Genomic DNA, 13,716 nt, shown 5'->3' with positions numbered 1-13,716 from the left:
TTGAAAAAGCTGAGTATGTTAACGGAACACGCCCCGAAGGCCAAAGGCAGCGTGAAAAAACTCATGGTCGGCGCCGGAACCTATCGAATTTTTGGTTCCATGACACTTATTTCACTGAGAGGGGTCAAAAAAGATCTTATAAACCACCACTGGCTCTTTCAGCCCGGTTCAAGTTGCCTCGTGCACGGCCGAAACCCCGGTAAGAGGAGATAAAACCATGCTGCAACCTATGCTTCCGTTAAGTGTGGTGCCTGTGACATCACAGCTGGATCCGGCCAAGCGCATGCCGGACATTCCACCTGTAGCGCCGGTACAGGAGAGCTCCAGCGAGACCTCCATCGACCTGCGCAATGAAGATACTGAACGCAGCGCGTTGCTGTTGCGTGAAGAGCAACAGCGCCAGCAGCAACAGCAGCAGGCTCATGGCGGCGGAGAAGCCGAGGAATACGTCGGGCTGGTCGTCCCGGGTGATTCGCTGAACGCCGACAACACCGTACCCGTTGTACCGCTCATCGACGACGAGCCGCGCCAGGGGCTTTGGGTGGATATCCAGATCTGATCGCTGCACCGCCCAGGGCTGTACTGGTCACGGGACTGGTCAGGGCCGCTGCGATTGAGCATTATTGGCCCTGATTTCCCGTGTTCGAGAACCGCAAGCCATGAGCGACGATGCACAATTGATCGACCTGGGTGCCGAGCGCGCCAAGCGTATCCACGATCTGAATGACAAGCGCCTCAATGAAGTGCGTAACGCCTTCGAACAGGCGATGCCATTGAGCAGCAAAAAACCGAAGAAAAAGCCCAAAAAACGCTGATCCAGCCGCCACACCCTTGATCTGATCAGTCTGGTTCAGTAACAGCTGATCTGGATCAACTCGCCGTTATGTTCGCTGCCTTAATCTTGTTCCATCGAATGCGTTGTGGGCGGACACGCGCCTGCATGCATTCAATGAGCACGCAAGGCACTTGGGGCGACTTCGGTCGCCCTTTTTTTCTTCTGCATGCCACGCCCTGCATCGAACGCCGGGCGCTATCAGCTCACGGTTTTGGCGCCGGCATTGGCCAGGTCATAGGCTCTGGCGGCTTCGGCGGTCTTGATGTCGCGCTGATAGCTGGGCGTCCAGGCGGTCAACGGTGACTTCTGGGTGAAGCTGACATTGCTGCCGATGTCCTTGAAGTGCGCATCACCATAGTCATCCAGCACGCCGGAGTTGCTGGCCTTGTTGGAAACATCCACGCCTTTTGCGAAATAGTTGGCCTGCGAGAGGATGGTCGCATCCCCCGTCGCGGTGAAGCCAAGATGGAAGTTGTCGATCGAGTTGTTGTAAACGTCAAAGTCGCCATGCCGCATCAGGCCGGGTGCCCGAACATCCAGGTTGCTGAACACATTGTTGGCGATGGTCATGCGCGGGTAACCCTTGTACTCGGCCTTGGCTTGAGCGGAGTCGTCCGGCTGACCGAGAATCACGCCATATTCGTTGTTCTGGAATTTCGAGTTGGTCAGACTGACGTTGTCTGCCGTCCCGCCGACATAAAGCAGTTTGTCCAGGCCTTTGGCGTTCTGATCCTTGGTGCCTGAATAGGTGTTGTGATCGATCCAGTATTTCTGACCGCTGCTGATGAACATCTGCATGTCACCGTTTTCGCGATAACGGCTGTCGTGGTCGAAGTTCAGATTCTGGAAGATGTCATTGCTGGCGGTCTTGCCGCTGGCCAGGTAGATGTTGTGCAGGCTGTTGCCCTTGTCGGTACCCAGCAGGGTCTTGTTGGCGCCAAAGTTGATGGTCACCTTGCTGTCGGCAGACAGGTTGGCCCCCAGTTTGACGGTACGGGCTTTGTCGTCCTCCATGTACTTCTTGAGGTCCGCTACGGTATTGACCGTGACGACTTCGCCACCATTACCGCCGGTGGTATTCGCCTGTTTGGCGAAGCCGACCATTCTGGACATGTCGGCCCCAGGACCGTTGCCCGCTCGGTGCGCGGGTTGCGCCACTTTTTCTGTGGTCTCAGATCTGTCTGTGGCGGTTGGCAACGTTTTGGCGGGCGCAGGCTGATTGGCGGCTGGCGTATTGCCTTGGGCTGACGCCGAAGTGCGCGTCGTATCAGACGGCGCTGCTGTGGCGTTCTTTTGCAGCGAGACCGGTTTGTCGGTCGGATAATCGTTTTTCACCACGAACGGCTTTTCTGTGTTGCCGGACGATGACGGCGACCCTGACGAGGGGGCTGATGAAGACTGAAGGGAGGTCGGCGCCTGTTCCCGTTCAGACGGTGCAGGTGCCGGTGTCGAGCCGTCCTGCTGATGCCCTTGTGATCTGGAAAACAGATCCTTGAGGATGGTGCGAATGGCTTCCACCAGCTTGTTCAGCAACAACTCGACGGGGTTTTCAGTTGCACCCGAGGCTGCGTTTGTAGCGGGCGTTTGCGCCCTGGAGCCAAGGCCATTGAATGACGACTGCAACCCTGTTGCCTGCTGCGGCGGGGCGAAGTCGACCAGTTTGCTGCCATTGCCGGACGTGACCTGAGGTGGCGGACTGTTATCGGCTTGCGGGTTTATGCCCTGGGTTGGTTGCCCGGAGACGGGATAATAATTTCGGGTGATCATATTCATGGGTGATTGCCCCGCCTGCAGGAATGAACGATTCGTGATCCGGATAAGGTAGCGCTGGTTTCCTGAGTGGAAAGCGCAGCCAAAACAGTTCCGAGGGCATCATGAATTTGTGTTCAGGTCAGCAGTGGAGCCCGGGCGCGGCCGCAGGTGCGCGCGCCGGTTCCGGGTATCAGCCGAAAGTGATCTCGGGCAATACGGTCAGGTCGACGGTCTGCTGCTTGCGCGGGGCGAGAATCTCGGCTTCGCCGTCTACAACCAGCTCATCGTTCTGATTGAAAACACGGGTGGCGATGCGCACGCGGAATTTCGGCAGTTTTTCCAGGATTTCCAGGCGCACAGTCAGGGTATCGCCCAGTTTCACCGGCTTCTGGAAGGTCATCTGCTGACCGATATAGATGGTGCCGGGGCCAGGCAACTCGCATGCAACCGCCGCACTGATCAGTGCGCCGCTGAACATGCCGTGGGCAATACGCTCCTTGAACATGGTCTTGGAGGCGTATTCGGCGTCCAGGTGGACCGGGTTGTGGTCTCCGGACATGGCGGCGAACAGTTGAATGTCACGCTCTTCCACTGTCTTGCTGTAGCTGGCGGTCTGACCGACTTCAAGAGCTTCGTAAGGCGTGTTGGTGACTTGAGTCATGTGGCTGTCCTGACAATAAAAATGAATTGAAGCGTGCCGGTTCGTGCAATCCGACCTGGCCTTGATTTGTAACACTTGATGACCTGTCGCCGCCAATGCGCGGACAAGATCATTCAGACGCTTGCTGGCGCTCCCCGGATCACATTCAAGGCGAATAATAAGCAAACGCCATGCGAATAAGGCTACTGAGCGATCGGGCAAGTATCTTTACCAGCCCGATTGCCGTGAGCAGTGTATCGCCGACGACAGATTTCAGTCTGAACAGAGACAAGATTCATGCTGCTGATGAGGCCCGGACGATCATTTGCCTGAGACACTTTAACTGCTAACGTCCGCCCAGACCCATGCAGGGAAAAAGGATAAAAATAATGCAAGCTGACTTCTGGGATGACAAGCGTCCGGCGGGTGTCGACGCCGAGGTGGATCTGCAAACCTACCAATCGGTCGTCGAGGTGTTCGAGCGCTGCTGCAGGAAATTCGCCGACCGACCTGCGTTCAGCAACATGGGCGTGACGCTGACCTACGCGGAACTCGAGCGTCACTCCGCCGCCTTCGCCGTGTATCTACAGCAGCATACGCAACTGGTGCCGGGTGATCGCATTGCCGTACAGATGCCCAATATCCTGCAATATCCGATCGCCGTATTCGGTGCGATGCGCGCCGGTCTGACGGTGGTCAACACCAACCCGTTGTACACCGCACGCGAGATGCGCCATCAATTCAAGGACTCTGGTGCCAGAGCGCTGGTTTACCTCAACCTGTTCGGCAAGCTGGTGCAGGAAGTGCTGCCGGACACGGCCATCGAATACCTGATCGAAGTAAAAATGGGCGACATGCAGTCGGCGGCCAAGGGCTGGCTGGTCAATACCCTTGTCGACAAGGTCAAGAAGATGGTCCCCGAATTCCATCTGCCTCAGGCCGTCGGCTTCAAGCGCGCGCTGCGCCTGGGGCGCGAGAGCCGCATGCAGGTCGTACCGCGAGGTCTGCAGGATGTTGCCGTTCTGCAATACACCGGAGGCACCACGGGGCTGGCCAAAGGCGCGATGCTCACCCATGGCAATCTGGTCGCCAACATGCAGCAAGTCTATGCCTGCATGCGCCAGCAAGGACCGCAAGGCGGATCGCTGTTTGAAGAGGGCAAGGAGGTGATGATTGCGCCGTTGCCGCTCTATCACATCTATGCGTTCACGGCGAACTGCATGTGCATGATGATCAGCGGCAATCACAACATCCTGATCACCAACCCTCGCGATATCGGCGGCTTCATCAAGGAGCTGGGCAAGTGGCGTTTCACTGCCATGATCGGCCTCAACACGCTGTTCGTGGCGCTCATGAACCACCCGGAATTCAAGAATCTGGATTTCTCGGCGCTGAAAAGCACCAACTCCGGTGGCACTGCACTGGTCAAGGCCACGGCCGAGCGCTGGGCGCAGATCACCGGCTGCACGATCGTCGAAGGTTATGGCCTGACCGAGACGTCGCCTGTCGCCAGCGCCAATCCCTATGGCGCCCTGGCACGCCTGGGAACCGTGGGCATTCCCGTGCCCGGCACCGCGATGAAAGTCATTGATGACGATGGCATCGAGTTGCCTTTCGGCGAGCGTGGCGAGCTGTGTATCAAGGGGCCGCAGGTCATGAAAGGCTACTGGAACCAGCCTGATGCCACGGCCGAATGCCTGGACGCCGAAGGCTGGTTCAAGACCGGTGACATTGCCGTGATTGGCGCTGACGGGTTCGTCAGTATCGTCGACCGCAAGAAAGACTTGATCATCGTGTCCGGCTTCAACGTCTACCCCAATGAAATCGAAGACGTGGTCATGGCCCATCCGAAAGTCGCCAACTGCGCCTGTATCGGCGTGCCGGACGAGCGCTCGGGGGAGGCCGTGAAGCTGTTCGTGGTGGCGCGAGACCCGCAGCTGAGCATTGAAGAGCTCAAGGCCTTCTGCAAAGAGAATTTCACCGGCTACAAGGTGCCCAGACAGATCGTTCTGCGTGATTCATTGCCGATGACTCCGGTGGGCAAGATTCTGCGACGCGAGCTTCGGGACATCGCCTGACCCTTTAATCGTCTCCATGTGTGTACCAGGCCCCGTTTGCAGAACGCTGTAAACGGGGTCGGTTTTTTTCGGAAACAGGCGATTATATTGATTGACCGCTCTGTTCCGGTACTTTCGACGTGATGATGAAAATTTATTAAATGAATTTAAAGTGACTGCTTGTTAGTTTCTGGTCGTATTCGTGACTGTGTGGCCTGCTTCTGCCTCTAGTCGGCCTTTGGCAAAGCTGCTACTCTCGGCGCGCTTTTTGATCAGTCATAAAGCGAAAAAGCGTCTACTGCATAATTCCAAGCACAAGAAAATCATCGCTTCAGGCGATGTGAAGAATTCGCTATCGCTACGGAGCCGACTGAATGATTGATAACTTCTGGAAGGACAAGTACCCGTCCGGTATCCCTGCCGATATCAACCCCGACGAGTACCCTAACGTCCAGGCGGTCCTGAAGCAGTCCTGCCAGCGCTTCGCCGACAAGCCGGCGTTCAGCAACCTGGGCAAGACCATCACCTACGGCGAGCTGTATGAGCTGTCCGGCGCGTTTGCCGCCTGGATTCAGCAACATACCGACCTGCAGCCGGGTGACCGTATCGCCGTGCAGCTACCCAACGTATTGCAGTACCCGATTGCCGTCTTTGGTGCGATTCGCGCCGGGCTGATCGTGGTCAACACCAACCCGCTGTACACCGCGCGGGAAATGGAACACCAGTTCAACGACTCCGGTGCCAAGGCGCTGGTGTGTCTGGCAAACATGGCCCACCTGGCCGAGAAGGTCGTACCCAAGACGCAGATCAGGCAGGTGATTGTCACCGAAGTGGCCGACATGCTGTCGCCGTTCAAGCGCTTGCTGATCAATAGCGTCATCAAGTACGTGAAGAAGATGGTCCCGGCCTATCACTTGCCCAAGGCCATCAAATTCAACGATGTGCTTGGCAAGGGCCGTGGTCAGCCAGTGACCGACGTGTCGCCCGGCAGCGCCGATGTTGCCGTGCTGCAGTACACCGGCGGCACCACCGGGGTGGCCAAGGGGGCAATGCTGACGCACCGCAACCTGATCGCCAACATGCTGCAATGCCGCGCGCTGATGGCGTCAAATCTGGGCGAAGGCTGTGAAATCATCATCACGCCGCTGCCGCTGTATCACATCTATGCCTTCACCTTTCATTGCATGGCGATGATGCTGCTTGGCAATCACAACATCCTGATCAGCAACCCGCGTGACCTGCCGGCCATGGTCAAGGAGCTTTCGAAATGGAAGTTCAGCGGCTTTGTCGGCCTTAACACGCTGTTCGTGGCCCTGTGCAATAACGAAGGCTTCCGCAACCTCGATTTCTCGGCGTTGAAAGTCACCTTGTCCGGTGGCATGGCCCTGCAGCAGGCCGCCGCCGAGCGCTGGAAGCAGGTGACGGGCTGCCAGGTCTGCGAAGGCTATGGCATGACCGAGACCAGCCCGGTGGCCACGGTCAATCCCGCTCAGAACGTGCAGATGGGCAGCATCGGCATTCCCGTACCGTCGACCCTGTGCAAGGTCATCGACGATGCGGGCAACGAGCTGGCGTTCGGTGAAACCGGCGAGCTGTGCATCAAGGGGCCGCAGGTCATGAAGGGCTACTGGCAGCGCCAGGAAGCGACCGATGAAATGATCGATAGCGAAGGCTGGCTGAAGACCGGCGACATCGCGATCATTCAGCCTGATGGCTACATCCGGATTGTCGATCGCAAGAAAGACATGATCCTGATCTCCGGTTTCAACGTGTACCCCAACGAACTGGAAGACGTACTGGCGACACTTCCCGGCGTGCTTCAATGCGCGGCCATCGGCGTACCGGACGAAAAATCGGGCGAAACCATCAAGGTTTTCGTGGTGGCCAAACCGGGCGTGACCCTGACCAAGGATAAGGTCATGGAGCACATGCGCGCCAACCTGACCGGCTACAAAGTGCCACGCAGCGTCGAATTCCGCGACGTGCTGCCAACCACCAACGTCGGCAAGATCCTGCGTCGCGAGCTGCGTGACGAGGAATTGAAGAAGCTGGGTGTGAAGAAGTAGGGTGGAGCGTCCAGAACGGCATGCGACGCGGAGCGCCGCACGATAGTTGCGATTATCGTTCCTACGCTCCAGCGTGGGAATGCAGTTCTCGACGCTCTGCGTCGCAAGAGGACGCAGAGCGTCCGGAACGGCATGCGACGCGGAGCGCCGCACGATAGTTGCGATTATCGTTCCTACGCTCCAGCGTGGGAATGCAGTTCTCGACGCTCTGCGTCGCAAGAGGACGCGCAGCGTCCGGAACGGCATGCGACGCGGAGCGCCGCACGATAGTTGCGATTATCGTTCCCTACGCTCCAGCGTGGGAATGCAGGTCTCGACGCTCTGCGTCGCAAAAAGGGCGCGAAGAGTCAGGAATGGAGTACCTCATACTTTATTGTGATTGAGCACTGCTGCCTCAAACCATGACCGCAATGGATAGCCTGACACTCAGGCCATTCGTCACGACCCGCCACAATCTGCGACAATCCGCACCTGCCATTTGAAAAAAGACCCTGCGCGCCTGATGACCGACGAATCGCCCTCTATCGACCAACTTCTGAAAAACCTCGACCAAGCGATGATCAGCGAACGTCATCGTCTGCGCCGTCAGTTGCACGACCTGCGCAAAAAGCCCGACGAGGCGAAGCTGGCGCAGTGGGTTGCGCGGGTGCAGGCGTCCTGTGCGCAGGTCACGGCGCGGCGTGAAAGTGTGCCGGCGATTCGTTATGACGATAACCTGCCCATCGCGGCCAAGCGTGACGAGATCAAGGAGGCGCTGCTCAAGCACCAGGTGCTGATCATTGCCGGCGAGACCGGCTCCGGGGCGACGCGGAGCGCTGCACGATAGTTGAGATTATCGTTCCGCACGCTCCAGCGTGGGAATGCAGTTCTCGACGCTCTGCGTCGCAAAAAGGGCGCGAAGCGTCAGGAATGGAGTACCTCATACTTTATTGTGATTGAGCACTGCTGCCGCAAACCATGACCGCAATGGATAGCCTGACACTCAGGCCATTCGTCACGACCCGCCACAATCTGCGACAATCCGCACCTGCCATTTGAAAAAAGACCCTGCGCGCCTGATGACCGACGAATCGCCCTCTATCGACCAACTTCTGAAAAACCTCGACCAAGCGATGATCAGCGAACGTCATCGTCTGCGCCGTCAGTTGCACGACCTGCGCAAAAAGCCCGACGAGGCGAAGCTGGCGCAGTGGGTTGCGCGGGTGCAGGCGTCCTGTGCGCAGGTCACGGCGCGGCGTGAAAGTGTGCCGGCGATTCGTTATGACGATAACCTGCCCATTGCGGCCAAGCGTGACGAGATCAAGGAGGCGCTGCTCAAGCACCAGGTGCTGATCATTGCCGGCGAGACCGGCTCCGGGAAGACCACCCAGTTGCCGAAGATCTGCCTGGAAATCGGTCGCGGTCAGCACGGTCTGATCGGTCATACCCAGCCGCGCCGGATCGCCGCTCGCAGCGTGGCCAGCCGGGTTGCCGAGGAGATCGGCACACCGTTGGGCGCACTGGTCGGCTATCAGGTGCGTTTCGAGGACCAGAGCGACAGCAATACCCTGATCAAACTGATGACCGACGGTATTCTGCTGGCTGAAACCCAGCATGATCGCTTTCTTGAGCGCTACGACACGATCATCGTCGACGAAGCCCACGAACGCAGCCTGAACATCGACTTCCTGCTGGGTTACCTGAAAACCCTGCTGCCGCGTCGTCCGGACCTGAAAGTCATCATCACCTCCGCGACCATCGACCTGCAGCGCTTTTCCGAGCACTTCAACGATGCGCCGGTGATCGAAGTGTCCGGGCGTACCTTCCCCGTGGACGTCTGGTATCGCCCGCTGACCAGCGAGCAGGACGAAGACGGCAACAGCGTTGAAGAGGACCTGACCGTCGATCAGGCGATTCTGGCCACGCTGGACGAACTGGCGGCCTTCGAGCGCAGCGAGCGCAAGAGCCCAGGCGATGTGCTGGTGTTCCTGCCCGGCGAGCGCGAGATCCGCGATGCCGCCGAAGTGCTGCGCAAGGCGCAGCTCAGGCATACCGAGATTCTGCCGCTTTACGCGCGCCTCTCGCCGGCCGAGCAGCAGCGTATCTTTCAGTCACACCCCGGTCGTCGCGTCGTACTGGCCACCAACGTCGCTGAAACCTCGCTGACCGTGCCAGGCATCCGTTATGTGATCGACACCGGTACGGCGCGCATCAGTCGCTACAGCTATCGCGCCAAGGTCCAGCGCCTGCCGATCGAGGCGGTGTCGCAGGCCAGCGCCAACCAGCGCAAAGGCCGTTGTGGACGGGTCGAACCCGGCCTGTGCGTGCGTCTGTACAGCGAAGAGGATTTCAACGGTCGGCCGGAATTCACCGACCCCGAGATCCTGCGCACCAACCTGGCTGCGGTCATCCTGCAGATGCTGCACCTGCGCCTGGGCGAGATCACCGACTTCCCGTTCATCGAACCGCCGGACGGCAAGGCGATCAGCGACGGTTTCAACCTGTTGCAGGAGCTCTCGGCGGTCAACCGTGAGAATCAGCTGACCCCGCTGGGCCGTCAACTGGCGCGTCTGCCGGTGGACCCGCGTATGGGCCGCATGCTGCTGGAAGCAGCGAAGCAGGGCAGCCTGCAGGAAGTGCTGATCGTCGCCAGCGCCATGTCGGTACAGGACGTGCGCGAGCGCCCGCCCGAGCGTCAGCAGGCCGCGGATCAGGCCCACGCGCAATGGAAGGACGCCGACTCGGACTTCGCCGGGATGGTCAATCTATGGCGCGGCTTCGAAGAGCAGCGCCAGACCCTGACCGCCAGCCCGCTGCGTAACTGGTGCCGGCGCAATTTCCTGAATTACCTGCGCCTGCGGGAATGGCGCGATTCCCATCGGCAATTGAGTCTGATCTGTCGCGACCTGCAACTGACGGTCAACAAGGAGCCGGCCGATTACCCGAAATTCCACAAGGCCATTCTTTCCGGTCTGCTGAGTCAGATCGGGCAAAAGACCGACGAGGGCGATTACCTCGGGGCACGGCAGCGGCGCTTCTGGATTCATCCGTCTTCCGGATTGGGCAAAAAGCGTCCACAGTGGCTGATGACCGCCGAACTGGTGGAAACCACCAAGCTGTACGCGCGCATGGTCGCCAAGATCGACTCGGACTGGATCGAGCCGCTGGCCGGCCACCTGATCAAGAAAAATCATTTCGAGCCGCATTGGGAGAAGAAGCGCGGGCAGGTTGTGGCGTTCGAACAGATCACGCTGTTCGGCCTGATCGTGGTGGGCCGTCGCCCTGAGCATTTCGGCCCCATCGACCCGGTGGTTTCGCGCGAGCTGTTCATTCGTGAAGGCCTGGTGCGTGGCGATATCCTGTCGCGGGCCAAGTGCCTGAGCGCCAATACCCGCTTGCTGGAGCAGCTCGACGAGCTGGAAGCCAAGGCTCGACGCCGCGATATTCTGGCTGACGAAGACACCTTGTACAGCTTCTATGAAGCACGCATCCCTGCCGAGATTCATCAGACGGCCACCTTCGACAGCTGGTACAAGACCGAAAGCCAGAAGAATCCGCAGCTGCTGATCATGCGCGAAGAGGACGTGCTGGCTCGCGAGGCCAGCGAAGTCACCGCCGCGCAATACCCGGATACCTTGCGTCTGGGCGACCTGAGCCTGTCGCTGAGCTACCACTTCGAACCCAACCACCCGCGTGACGGCGTGACCTTGCGCGTTCCCGCGCCATTGTTGCTGTCGCTGCCTGCCGAGCGTCTCGAGTGGCTGGTGCCGGGGTTGCTCGAGACCAAATGCATCGCGCTGGTCCGCAACCTGCCCAAGGCGGTACGCAAGAATTTCGTGCCGGTCCCGGATTTCATCAAGGCGGCGTTGCAGCGCATTACTTTCGGCGAGGGCTCGTTGCCTCAGGCGCTGGGTCGTGAGCTGCTGCGCATGACCGGCGTACGGGTCAGCGACGAAGCCTGGGCCGAGGCGGCACAGCAGCTTGAAGGCCACCTGAAGATGAACCTGGAAATCGTCGATGGCAGCGGCAAGTTTCTTGGTGAGGGACGTGATCTGGCCGAGCTGACGGCGCGCTTTGCCGAGGCGAGCCAGGCCGCGCTGGCCGTGCCGCAAACCGCAAAAAGCCAGCAGCCGGTGCAGGCCAAGGCCTTCGCAGCGGTGGCGCAGAAAACCCAGCAGAACATCGCCGGGCTGTCGATGACGGTCTATCCGGCGCTGGTCGAAGAGGGCGGCGCGGTCAAGGAAGGCCGGTTCTCGACTCAGGCCGAGGCCGAATACCAGCATCGCCGCGCCTTGCAGCGTTTACTGTTGCAGCAGTTGGCCGAACCCGCCAAGTTTCTGCGCAACAAATTGCCGGGGCAGACCGAGCTGGCCTTGCTGCATCGCGAACTGGGGCGCATCGATGCGTTGATCGAAGACATTCTACTGGCCAGCCTCGACAGTTGCGTGCTGGAAGGTGAAACCGAGTTACCGCGCGACGGTGCCGGCCTGCTGTCACTGGCTGAGCGCAAGCGCGCCGACTGGACCGAGCATGCCGAGCGGCTCGCGAAGCTGACGCTGGAAATCCTCAAGCTGTGGCACGGTCTGCAAAAGCGCTTCAAAGGCAAGATCGACCTGTCCCAAGCGGTGGCGCTCAACGATATCAAGGCGCAACTGAGCAAGCTGGTGTACCCCGGATTCGTCCGCGAGACCCCGGCGGTATGGCTCAAGGAGCTGCCGCGTTACCTGAAGGCTATCGAGATGCGCCTGGAAAAACTCCCGGCTCAGGTGCAGAAGGACAGGGTATGGAGCATCGAGCTGGCAGGTCTGTGGACGCAATATCAGACACGCGCCGACAAGCATGCTCAAGAGGGCAAGCGTGACCCGGAGCTGGCGCTGTACCGCTGGTGGATGGAGGAATACCGCGTCTCGCTGTTCGCCCAGCAACTGGGCACCAAAATGCCGGTGTCGGACAAACGGTTGAGCAAGCAGTGGAGTCAGGTGGAGAGCTGATCCACTGCTTCCTGTCACCCAGTAAAAGGCGTCTATCGTGCCTATATTCATTGGCCCGATAGCGCCAAAACCGGGCTCTGTGGCACACTCCGCGCCTGTCTTCACCGTGTCATGAAATGCTGCTCCCTGTTACGGGCAGCTTTTACAGTCGCACTGGTACGTTGGTCCCAAAAACAGTGGGCCTTCAATTGCCGTGCCTGAGCAGGTCATTACCTGCAACTCAATAAGAGAGGAACGACCGTGCACAACGTCGTCATCAGCGGCACAGGCCTGTTTACCCCGGCCAACAGCATCTCCAACGAAGAGCTGGTGCAGTCTTTCAATGCCTATGTTGCACAGTTCAACAACGATAACGCCGCCGCTATCGAACGTGGCGACGTGCAGGCGCTGAGTGAATCCAGCGCCGCTTTCATCGAAAAGGCTTCGGGTATCAAAAGCCGCTTCGTCATGGACAAGGAGGGCATTCTCGATCCGCAGCGCATGAAGCCCAACCTGCCGGAGCGCAGCAATGACGAATGGTCGATCCTCTGTGAGATGGGTGTAGCTGCCGCCAGACAGGCGCTGCAACGCGCGGGCAAAACCGCTGCCGATATCGACGGTGTAATCGTTGCCTGCTCCAACCTGCAGCGGGCCTACCCGGCGATCTCCATCGAGATTCAACAAGCGCTGGGTGTCGCCGGTTACGGCTTCGACATGAACGTGGCCTGTTCCTCGGCCACCTTTGGCATTCAGGCAGCCTGCAACAGTGTGCAACTCGGTCAGGCCCGCGCCTTGCTGGTGATCAGCCCGGAAATCTGCACCGCACACCTTAATTTCCGTGACCGTGATAGCCACTTCATCTTTGGTGACGGCGCCACTGCCGTGGTGGTCGAGCGCGCCGACCTGGCAACCTCGCCTTACCAGTTCGATATCGTCAGCACCCGCCTGCTGACCCAGTTCTCCAACAACATCCGCAACAATTTCGGTTTCCTCAACCGTACCTCGGACGAGGGCCAGAATGCGCCGGACAAGCTGTTCGTGCAGGAAGGCCGCAAGGTGTTTCGCGAGGTGTGCCCGATGGTCGCCGAGCTGGTCGCTGCGCATTTGCAGGATAACGGCATCAACATCACTGACGTCAAACGCTTCTGGCTGCATCAGGCCAACCTGAGCATGAACCATCTGATCGTCAAGAAGCTGCTGGGCCGCGACGCTACGGTCGAAGAGGCGCCGGTGATTCTCGACACCTACGGCAATACCAGCTCGGCGGGTTCGGTGATTGCGTTTCACACCTATCAGGATGACTTGCCGCAAGGCGCGCTGGCGGTACTCAGCTCGTTTGGCGCCGGTTATTCGATCGGCAGCGTGATTCTGCGCAAGCGCTGATCGCGTTCGACGGGTAGCGCTCCGGAGGCGGGCG

General features: G+C 59.2%; 8 protein-coding genes and 1 pseudogene. 7 read left to right on the top strand and 2 right to left on the bottom strand.

What is annotated here, in order from left to right; all coding sequences use genetic code 11:
- Positions 1-217 precede the first annotated feature (217 nt).
- Positions 218-559 carry a hypothetical protein gene (locus BLR16_RS05245; protein ID WP_003363486.1) on the top strand — a complete coding sequence of 114 codons (342 nt, stop codon included), beginning with the start codon at positions 218-220 and terminating at the stop codon, positions 557-559.
- Positions 560-659: 100 nt separating this feature from the next.
- A complete protein-coding gene (locus BLR16_RS05240; protein WP_002554798.1) occupies positions 660-815 on the top strand; it encodes a hypothetical protein in 156 nt (51 codons plus the stop codon).
- Between the two features lie 218 nt (positions 816-1,033).
- On the opposite strand, the gene BLR16_RS05235 is transcribed toward BLR16_RS05240, so the two are convergent.
- Positions 1,034-2,608 carry a pectate lyase family protein gene (locus tag BLR16_RS05235; RefSeq protein ID WP_074804873.1) on the bottom strand — a complete coding sequence of 525 codons (1,575 nt, stop codon included), beginning with the start codon at positions 2,606-2,608 and terminating at the stop codon, positions 1,034-1,036.
- Positions 2,609-2,777: 169 nt separating this feature from the next.
- Complete coding sequence (locus BLR16_RS05230) at positions 2,778-3,248, bottom strand: MaoC family dehydratase (RefSeq protein ID WP_003363482.1); 471 nt, start codon at positions 3,246-3,248, stop codon at positions 2,778-2,780.
- A 368-nt stretch (positions 3,249-3,616) separates the two neighbouring features.
- Between BLR16_RS05230 and fadD2 the strand changes: the two genes are divergently transcribed.
- The 5 genes and pseudogenes from fadD2 to BLR16_RS05195 all read left to right on the top strand — a co-directional run bounded on the left by fadD2 (position 3,617) and on the right by BLR16_RS05195 (position 13,682).
- The gene (fadD2, locus tag BLR16_RS05225; RefSeq protein ID WP_074804868.1) at positions 3,617-5,305 is read left to right on the top strand and encodes a long-chain-fatty-acid--CoA ligase FadD2; all 1,689 of its coding nucleotides are present in this window, start codon (positions 3,617-3,619) and stop codon (positions 5,303-5,305) included.
- Between the two features lie 353 nt (positions 5,306-5,658).
- Positions 5,659-7,350: a long-chain-fatty-acid--CoA ligase FadD1 gene (fadD1, locus tag BLR16_RS05215; RefSeq protein ID WP_074804865.1), complete on the top strand. Its 1,692-nt coding sequence runs from the start codon at positions 5,659-5,661 to the stop codon at positions 7,348-7,350.
- 502 nt (positions 7,351-7,852) lie between these two features.
- Positions 7,853-8,158, top strand: a pseudogene (locus BLR16_RS05205) (hypothetical protein); the annotation flags it as partial.
- 250 nt (positions 8,159-8,408) lie between these two features.
- The gene (hrpA, locus tag BLR16_RS05200) at positions 8,409-12,320 is read left to right on the top strand and encodes an ATP-dependent RNA helicase HrpA (protein ID WP_074804860.1); all 3,912 of its coding nucleotides are present in this window, start codon (positions 8,409-8,411) and stop codon (positions 12,318-12,320) included.
- A gap of 240 nt (positions 12,321-12,560) precedes the next feature.
- Positions 12,561-13,682, top strand: coding sequence for a beta-ketoacyl-ACP synthase III (locus tag BLR16_RS05195; RefSeq protein WP_003363473.1), 1,122 nt, complete (start codon positions 12,561-12,563; stop codon positions 13,680-13,682).
- Positions 13,683-13,716: the final 34 nt, after the last annotated feature.

The organism is Pseudomonas sp. BS3767 (genome assembly GCF_900099665.1).
Classification (GTDB): Bacteria; Pseudomonadota; Gammaproteobacteria; order Pseudomonadales; family Pseudomonadaceae; genus Aquipseudomonas; species Aquipseudomonas cerasi.
Note: the sequence above shows the minus strand (reverse complement) of the source record. Positions and strands in the feature narration are given on the sequence as shown.

Coding starts and splice junctions, on each gene's coding strand:
- BLR16_RS05240 (WP_002554798.1), top strand. CDS start 660: ATGAGCGACGATGCACAATTGATCGACCTGGGTGCCGAGCGCGCCAAG.
- BLR16_RS05235 (WP_074804873.1), bottom strand. CDS start 2,608: ATGAATATGATCACCCGAAATTATTATCCCGTCTCCGGGCAACCAACC.
- fadD2 (WP_074804868.1), top strand. CDS start 3,617: ATGCAAGCTGACTTCTGGGATGACAAGCGTCCGGCGGGTGTCGACGCC.
- hrpA (WP_074804860.1), top strand. CDS start 8,409: ATGACCGACGAATCGCCCTCTATCGACCAACTTCTGAAAAACCTCGAC.
- BLR16_RS05245 (WP_003363486.1), top strand. CDS start 218: ATGCTGCAACCTATGCTTCCGTTAAGTGTGGTGCCTGTGACATCACAG.
- fadD1 (WP_074804865.1), top strand. CDS start 5,659: ATGATTGATAACTTCTGGAAGGACAAGTACCCGTCCGGTATCCCTGCC.
- BLR16_RS05230 (WP_003363482.1), bottom strand. CDS start 3,248: ATGACTCAAGTCACCAACACGCCTTACGAAGCTCTTGAAGTCGGTCAG.